This window comes from Nostoc sp. UCD121, from assembly GCF_014222285.1.
GTDB lineage: Bacteria > Cyanobacteriota > Cyanobacteriia > Cyanobacteriales > Nostocaceae > Nostoc.
Map to the genome: position 1 here is coordinate 1 of NZ_JACKZS010000303.1, position 6,604 is coordinate 6,604.

The 6,604-nt window shown below is 40.9% G+C and carries 9 protein-coding genes; 7 read left to right on the forward strand and 2 right to left on the reverse strand.

Going from position 1 to position 6,604, the window contains the following annotated elements; translation table 11 throughout:
- From GNF10_RS33930 to GNF10_RS33945, 4 genes are all read left to right on the forward strand, one after another.
- On the forward strand, positions 1-246 hold a 246-nt coding region (locus tag GNF10_RS33930), incomplete at its 5' end, for a hypothetical protein (protein WP_185607392.1).
- Positions 247-268: 22 nt separating this feature from the next.
- The gene (locus GNF10_RS33935; protein WP_185587660.1) at positions 269-421 is read left to right on the forward strand and encodes a hypothetical protein; all 153 of its coding nucleotides are present in this window, start codon (positions 269-271) and stop codon (positions 419-421) included.
- A 414-nt stretch (positions 422-835) separates the two neighbouring features.
- A complete protein-coding gene (locus GNF10_RS33940) occupies positions 836-1,747 on the forward strand; it encodes a tyrosine-type recombinase/integrase (protein WP_185587659.1) in 912 nt (303 codons plus the stop codon).
- Between the two features lie 971 nt (positions 1,748-2,718).
- Complete coding sequence (locus GNF10_RS33945; protein WP_185607393.1) at positions 2,719-3,423, forward strand: hypothetical protein; 705 nt, start codon at positions 2,719-2,721, stop codon at positions 3,421-3,423.
- Positions 3,424-3,460: 37 nt separating this feature from the next.
- Here the strand turns inward: GNF10_RS33945 and GNF10_RS33950 are convergent, their stop codons facing one another.
- Together GNF10_RS33950 and GNF10_RS33955 are read right to left on the reverse strand one after the other, a co-directional pair.
- Entirely contained in the window at positions 3,461-4,510 is a 1,050-nt protein-coding gene (locus GNF10_RS33950; RefSeq protein WP_185607394.1) for a hypothetical protein, read from the reverse strand.
- Between the two features lie 321 nt (positions 4,511-4,831).
- Complete coding sequence (locus GNF10_RS33955; RefSeq protein WP_147262545.1) at positions 4,832-5,041, reverse strand: hypothetical protein; 210 nt, start codon at positions 5,039-5,041, stop codon at positions 4,832-4,834.
- 168 nt (positions 5,042-5,209) lie between these two features.
- On the opposite strand from GNF10_RS33955, the gene GNF10_RS33960 reads away from it, so the two are divergent.
- The 3 genes from GNF10_RS33960 to GNF10_RS33970 all read left to right on the forward strand — a co-directional run.
- Positions 5,210-5,359 (forward strand): ribbon-helix-helix protein, CopG family, encoded by a 150-nt coding sequence (locus tag GNF10_RS33960; protein ID WP_114083956.1) that lies wholly within the window; start codon positions 5,210-5,212, stop codon positions 5,357-5,359.
- A gap of 395 nt (positions 5,360-5,754) precedes the next feature.
- Positions 5,755-6,225 carry a hypothetical protein gene (locus GNF10_RS33965; RefSeq protein ID WP_228039061.1) on the forward strand — a complete coding sequence of 157 codons (471 nt, stop codon included), beginning with the start codon at positions 5,755-5,757 and terminating at the stop codon, positions 6,223-6,225.
- A gap of 164 nt (positions 6,226-6,389) precedes the next feature.
- Positions 6,390-6,604, forward strand: a 215-nt coding sequence (locus tag GNF10_RS33970; RefSeq protein ID WP_221644695.1) for a hypothetical protein, incomplete at its 3' end; no start/stop codon positions are given.

The window sequence follows — 6,604 nt, forward strand, 5'->3', positions numbered from 1 at the left end:
CCCTGCCCCTCTGCTCTCTTCACTGATCGCATTACTCTACTCCACTGCGTAGAAATACTTCGCTCTGGTATTTCTCGTGGAGTGGACGCAATTAAAGGCATTCTCAAGCGATGGGTTGAGGATTTGCGCTGGGAGACGGTGCTGGAACTTGAAGCGATCGCCGCAAATGAACTGCGACTTGTGGAAGCTCAAGTTCCTGAATTTTACAGCTTGCTAAGTGAAGAAGTATTGCCGATGGAGGGATAATCTCATGGACTAACTAATATTATTGGCGTTTCCGCTCAAGGGTTTTGTCCGGGCGGCTGTCAGCCGTTCAGTCTCCAAGGTAAGTGCCTTGGGTGGTATCGTCCCCTTTCTGAAGAAAGCGCAAGCAGAAAAATATTGCCACGGGGTCAGCAGTACTAAACTTTATGCTGTGTAGAAGCTGGTAAGAAAGAAATATATACACAAGTCTGGGGCAAAAATCAACAGAAAATCCCTCTGGTTTTTTCTGGGAGGGCGGTAATAGAGGTATCCTCTGACCAACGACAAATCTATGGTTTCACGGCTGAAGATCCGAAAACTATGATTATCGGATCTATCTAGGAACGGTCGCTTTGGGTCATATTGAGGCAGTTTTTGTATAGGGGAGGTGAGTTATTTTCTTTACAGAGGTAGACGTATTAACACGTTGCTACGGTTAACTCAAGAATTTAGGCGTGAATTCACGTTTAGGAAATTTTAGTAAATGTTGCTCCCCTGGAATCGATAATTAAAAAAGGGACACACCATTCGGAACAATCTTTTTTTGTGTAAGAGGCTGATTGGATTTTATGTAGGAACCTCAGAACTCTCGATGCTAACACCAGGGGCAGAAAACTCGGTGCAGAGGATGGCAGATGTTACCAACACTGCCCAAATAGTGGAGCTGTGGAAGAGTAGCAAGCGCTCGCCGGAAACCCGGCGTTGCTATGAGACAGATATCCGTTATTTCATTGCCTTTGTGCTAGGTATAAGCCCAAAACTTGTACAGTTGAATGATTTAGACTTGCGAACAGTAACAATGAACGACGTTCTAGCGTTCGCTGATTATCTGGAAACCAAGGAATATGAGGTGTCCACCCGTGCCAGAAAACTTGCGGCGATCAAAAGTCTGCTGCGGTTCGCTCTGAAAGTAGAATGGACAAAATTTAATGTCGCCGCCGAAGTGCCGTTACCCGAACCCAAGGATAAATTAGCCGAACGCCTTCTTTCTGAGTTAGAGGTGATGACAATGATTGCCCTGACCCCAAAGGGTCGCGATCGGCTAGTAATCCAACTGCTTTATTATACTGGTGCTAGGGTGAGTGAGATTGCTGTTTTAACCTGGCGCTCGGTACAACCAGGGCGCGATGGCAACGGACAAGTTACACTCTACGGCAAGGGGCAGAAAACCAGAACCGTGGTAATCCCCAAAAGCATTTATCAGGAATTGCTGGGACAAAGAACCAATAATAGTCCCGACGCACCCGTGTTTGGTAGCCGCCAGGGTGGTGCTGTAGGTGAGCGGCGAATCCGTAAGATTGTTGCAGAATCTGGAAAAAGGGCAGGGATTTCTGGGAATGTGTCGCCACACTGGCTGAGGCACTCTCATGCAACACATAGTTTAGACCGGGGCGCACCTGTGCAACTGCTGCAAGCAACCTTGGGACATTCATCGCTGAACCAAACTAGCCGTTACACTCATGCTCGTCCCAATGATAGCACCGGGCTTTATTTACCAAAGTAAAGTTGTTGGTGTTCGGTAAGCTCAATTTTAATGCGATCGCTTCATCTTCAGGCAAGTCAATTTTCCCGATTTGGGTTGTAAGGCACTTACCCGCTCATAAAGATACGAAAGTACGATCCAGATCCACGCCACACAACGAGCAATTAAGAACAAGGCTGGGATCTTTTTTTTGTGGTTCCCCCTAAAAATACACTTCTAAAAGAAAAACCTAAAAATCGGTGAAAAAAAATAAACTAAAAATGACTTTATAGTTAATCAGTAATACAACAGGTCAAAGAGCATACTTCTAACAGTTCACTACAGAAATATTACAGGTGTAGGTTTGGGTTAAAGAAAACGGGCAAAGGTGCTTATTTTAAGAAACTTGTACAAAATTCTTCCCTGCTTCTGTTGCTTTCATGCCAAATCAAGCTTATTGGAGTAGCCTGCTATTTCATCGCTATCACGACATAAAACTATAGAGTCATTTTTAGTTTATTTTTTGAGAGTGGTTTGATTGCTCTATAAAAAATTCTTCAAGAAACGGGTAAAACTTGCGTGCCAAAAACTCAAACTTTTCTCCGATGCGTTTGGACACTAATTATTTAAAACTGACAATTAATTCTTTAATGGACACCAGGGCTTAAAAGCAGGGGCAACTTTTAGAGACGCTATGCGTAGCAAGATCCCCGTAGGGGTACAGACTGACTGTACTGGATGCAATTATTGCTTTCTTACTTAGGAATCTAACTAGGTACTCAGCACTGTTTCGATGAGCAAAAATTAGATAAAGCAATCCTGCAAGTGTTTAAGCCTGAGATAATTTTTGATCGCCAATGGTAGCCGTTGGCAGTAGCATCTCTTTACAAAAACCATCGCTTGAAGAATGCGCTGACACACTTGGTGATGATAGCATCAAGGTAATTCATCATGATGAATTACACCATTTAATAAGCGTGGCCAGTCCCAGTCTACCTAGATGACACGTGAACATGAGCAATACAGGGCGGAAAAAAAAATTAGCATCTTTCAACTGTGACCAAAGGAAGTGGGAGCAGTTTATCGCCTGTTGCAACTCGAAAGGCACAACAGCAACAGCCACGCTGCTCGAATTTATCGATCTCTACTTAGGCGATTCCCAAGATAAGCTTGATGCAATAGGTGGTAACGATTTAGACGAACGCCTAGACTCAAAGATTAAGGCAAGTGTAGAGACGTACTTAGTTAAAAGTAATAAAACTCACAGTGATTCTACTAATGAAACGATAAGAGCTATTTGCGAAAGACTTGATAAGCTGGAGTCAGAGTTTTCAAATGAATCTAATGAATCTAATAGCAACCAAACCACAGTAATTGATAATCTCGCCAATTTAGAACAAAAAATTGAAAAGATGACAGCCCGAATGACACAGTTGGCTGAGGCGATCATTAAAATTCAAGACTATCTCAACAACCAACAAAAGCGGGGCCAAAAATCGTACTACAACAATTCATCCTATTCTGGGCAAAGTCCGCGAATGCAACCGTTAACTGAAGAAGGTTTGGCCAAGAGGCTTGGTGTAAGTGAGGAAACTGTACGCAAGGAGCGAATTAATCTTCCCCCACCGCTTTTTGTAGCATGGTGTAAGAACAAGGATAGAGCAGGGTTGGGATGGGAATTTAACGAAAATACGGGATTCTATCAGCCAGCAAGTTAGTATTTTGATTAATTTCAACTGATCGCGGCGAGTGTTTCTACTTATGAATCAAATCCAAGTCCCAGGTATAAAAACCAATTTGCTCAGGAACCCTAGTGAATCGGCCTGTGCGATGACCTCGTGATAACTCATTCAATACCTTGTTTTTCACTTCTCTAATCTCAGCCGCAGTGAGTTCGCCATAGATTCCGTTGGTAATTTCTGAAACTCCGAAAACTTTACCCGAATTATTTTCTAGAAAAGTTGTTAGTGCATCAATTAAAAACTGACCCTGAAATTCTTTGAGCATTGGTATGTCTTTGGGCTGGGGCGGCAAAACTTGTTTCTTATTTTTGCCTTTGACTCTGGTGGACGAATTTTTCGTCTCCGGTTTGGGTAGCAAAGTTAAAGACAGAGTATAACATCCCGGTTTAGTAGGGACACTGAACCATTTGTTAGTTTCCAAGCCATGAGTAAGGGATGATTGAACTCTGCTTTTGATGAGCTTGAAGGCATCTGGCTCTAACTCCCCATAAAGCATTTTGACAATAAAATCGATGTGAACAATTGTGCCAATGTGTTGTGCCAAAACCTGTTCAATAGCTTCCGGGCGAGACAGCGATTGGAAAATAGGCAGCATGTCCGTCTCGGTTCCATCTTGCGGTCGCTGTTGAGTTGATGTTTCTATTGGTGGCTCTAGGAGGAATGGACTATCTGTAGCTGCATCAGATTCTTCACCTGACCAAGCTTGTATAAGTGTGAATATATTTTGTTGAGTAGAGTCAAGCAATTGTGTTGCGACTGTTGATGTATCCTGTGAATCGTCTAGCTCAAGATGGGTAATAGGTTCAACATCGTCATTAACAGATTCCTCACTTAAGAATAAGAAGAAGTTTTTTCCTTTTTCAGAGGTGAATTCTTCATTATCATTATCTACCTCCTCAGTCAAAGACCAGTTAGATAATAGAGCTTCTACATGAGTCAGATTTGCTTTGGCTAGGGTATATAATTTTTCGTACTCTTCTACAAGAGGTGCGTAGTAATCTCGCAATGCTAATAATGACTCGATTGCTTTTTGGGGAGGTGATAAAGGAAAGGGGCTATTCATCAAGTTTGAAATTAACTAAACTTTGCGACACTCGTATAGTTATGAAACAACATCGAGTGAATTGGAGAGGAATTGACAGTTTCACACCTATTGTAAAGTATTTGAGTAAGTTGAAGCTTCGCTTTGTTTTTCATGTTGTCAAAGCGATTCATGCTATAGACTTCTTGGTATTTGTGGGGAAAGGGTCAGGTGGGGCCTGGGGATGAGGCGCGGGTGTAAAGGGGAAAGGATGGAATTTTCCCTTTCCCTTCCCTTTAACTAATAATAAAACCCTCACTTTCTTAGGAGGGTTGTAGTAGAGCTACAAGTGAGAATTGGCAATTAGTTAGAGGTTCTACACTGAGCAATAATTTCCATAGCTCTTCTTTGATGTTCAGGGATGGAGTTGAGGGCAGATATAAGTAATTCCCGCAGAATCTCAGACTGATTTCTTCCAACCACCTGTGAATAGAGCTTTAAATCACTCACATATTTTGGTTCTACGCGAAGTGTAACACTGGCAGAATTATGTTTATTTGACTTGGAACGCATAATTTGACTCCCCTTATAATATGCTCCTACAAGTATGGGTGTAATCGCATAACCTGAGAATAAAGTAATATTGTAATAATATCATAAAAACATTATAGAAGTCAGAATATTTAGCTTAAAAAATCGATAAATCAGCATAATATGTCAAAAGTAAGAGACAAGTTATCTATGAAGAATTCCAAAAAGAAAAAAGCTTCTCTACCAGTTTATCTAGATGAGTTTGAACGTGAAAGATTAGAGAAAATCGCCTCTGATTGGGGTACAAGTCTATCAACTACAATCAAAAGGCTGATTAGAGAGAGAGAAATTAATTATTGAGTAAGCTCATCAATGAATAACTGAATAAAGTAGGACGATAATCTTTGAATTCTGTCTTACATCCTGTGAAAAAAGTTCACAAAAAAGCTTGTTAAGTTTGTCTCAAGCTTTAGTTGATGTGATAGTATGATGCAGTCACTAACAGTATAAAGAAAATAAATATGGTGAATATTTATCTCAAAGAAATTCTGCTTTAGTGTTGTAATTTGGCACTGCTATTTTTTGGCAATCGTTAATATTAAGTAGCGGTTATAGATGCGTAATGTCAAAAGTTATTCTCTGGATGAAGGGATAAATTATGGAACCAAGGACATGAATCGCCATACTCTTGATTCTGACGAATGTATTCTTCTCTTAAGTTTCGAGGTAACACAATTAGACTTATCTGACTATTTATGACAAACAAAGGAGCGATTGTTTTGGTAAGTAATAGAAACGAACACGGGTCACGCCAAAGAGCTAAAACTAAGAATCAGGTAATTGCCAAGCTGATTGGCAAAGTAGGTTTGAAATACCAATATCAGATATATGCAGCTGGGACAACGTTGATTGTGGCTTTTCAAACAATGCCAGCCCATGCGTTTGGACTATTTGACCCAACACAAATTGCATTGACGTGTATGTTTGGAACAGCAGCTGCTACAGGAAATGCCTCTATTAACGCCTTACCCGCAGTAATAAACGCCGCAATAACAGTGATGTTATTCGTTTATTTCGTAGCGTCTGGAGTGAAGGTGGCTAATGCACTGGGAGACGGACAAGAAGTAACGCAGATAGTGCAACAACCTATAGGCATATTTTTTGTGACTTTGGTGTTATTCATCGCCCAAAACATTCTTTTTGCTGGTGTCACAGCAGCTTGTTAATTAAAAGGGAACAGGGAACAGGGAACAGGGAACACACTTAATGAACGTCTTTTTAAAAGAGCAGGGGAAGAAAATGTTTTCCAGCCTTCCCAGTCCTCCTTTTTAGTCACTCCTTTCTCATCCTTAATTCTGTTCCCTATTGCCCGTTCTCTATTCCCTATTTTATGAAACAACAACCACAAATTAAACAAGTTAATCAATCTTTAGGTCAAAATGCCTCAATAGGGATTTTGACGGGTTTTCAGTTTGCGATTTCTTTAGTTTCATTTGGGGTAGGTTTTTTCATAGCGTTCTTATTTGGCATAGGAATGATATGGAGCATATTAATAGGTGTTTGGGTAAGTGCTACAGCTTTAGTTTTATCAGGGAAACGACCTTA

What these genes read in the sequence shown, in the direction of transcription:
- GNF10_RS33945 (WP_185607393.1), top strand. Translation starts at nt 2,719, where the DNA reads ATGAGCAATACAGGGCGGAAAAAAAAATTAGCATCTTTCAACTGTGAC.
- GNF10_RS33940 (WP_185587659.1), top strand. Translation starts at nt 836, where the DNA reads ATGCTAACACCAGGGGCAGAAAACTCGGTGCAGAGGATGGCAGATGTT.
- GNF10_RS33950 (WP_185607394.1), bottom strand. Translation starts at nt 4,510, where the DNA reads ATGAATAGCCCCTTTCCTTTATCACCTCCCCAAAAAGCAATCGAGTCA.
- GNF10_RS33965 (WP_228039061.1), top strand. Translation starts at nt 5,755, where the DNA reads ATGACAAACAAAGGAGCGATTGTTTTGGTAAGTAATAGAAACGAACAC.
- GNF10_RS33960 (WP_114083956.1), top strand. Translation starts at nt 5,210, where the DNA reads ATGAAGAATTCCAAAAAGAAAAAAGCTTCTCTACCAGTTTATCTAGAT.
- GNF10_RS33955 (WP_147262545.1), bottom strand. Translation starts at nt 5,041, where the DNA reads ATGCGTTCCAAGTCAAATAAACATAATTCTGCCAGTGTTACACTTCGC.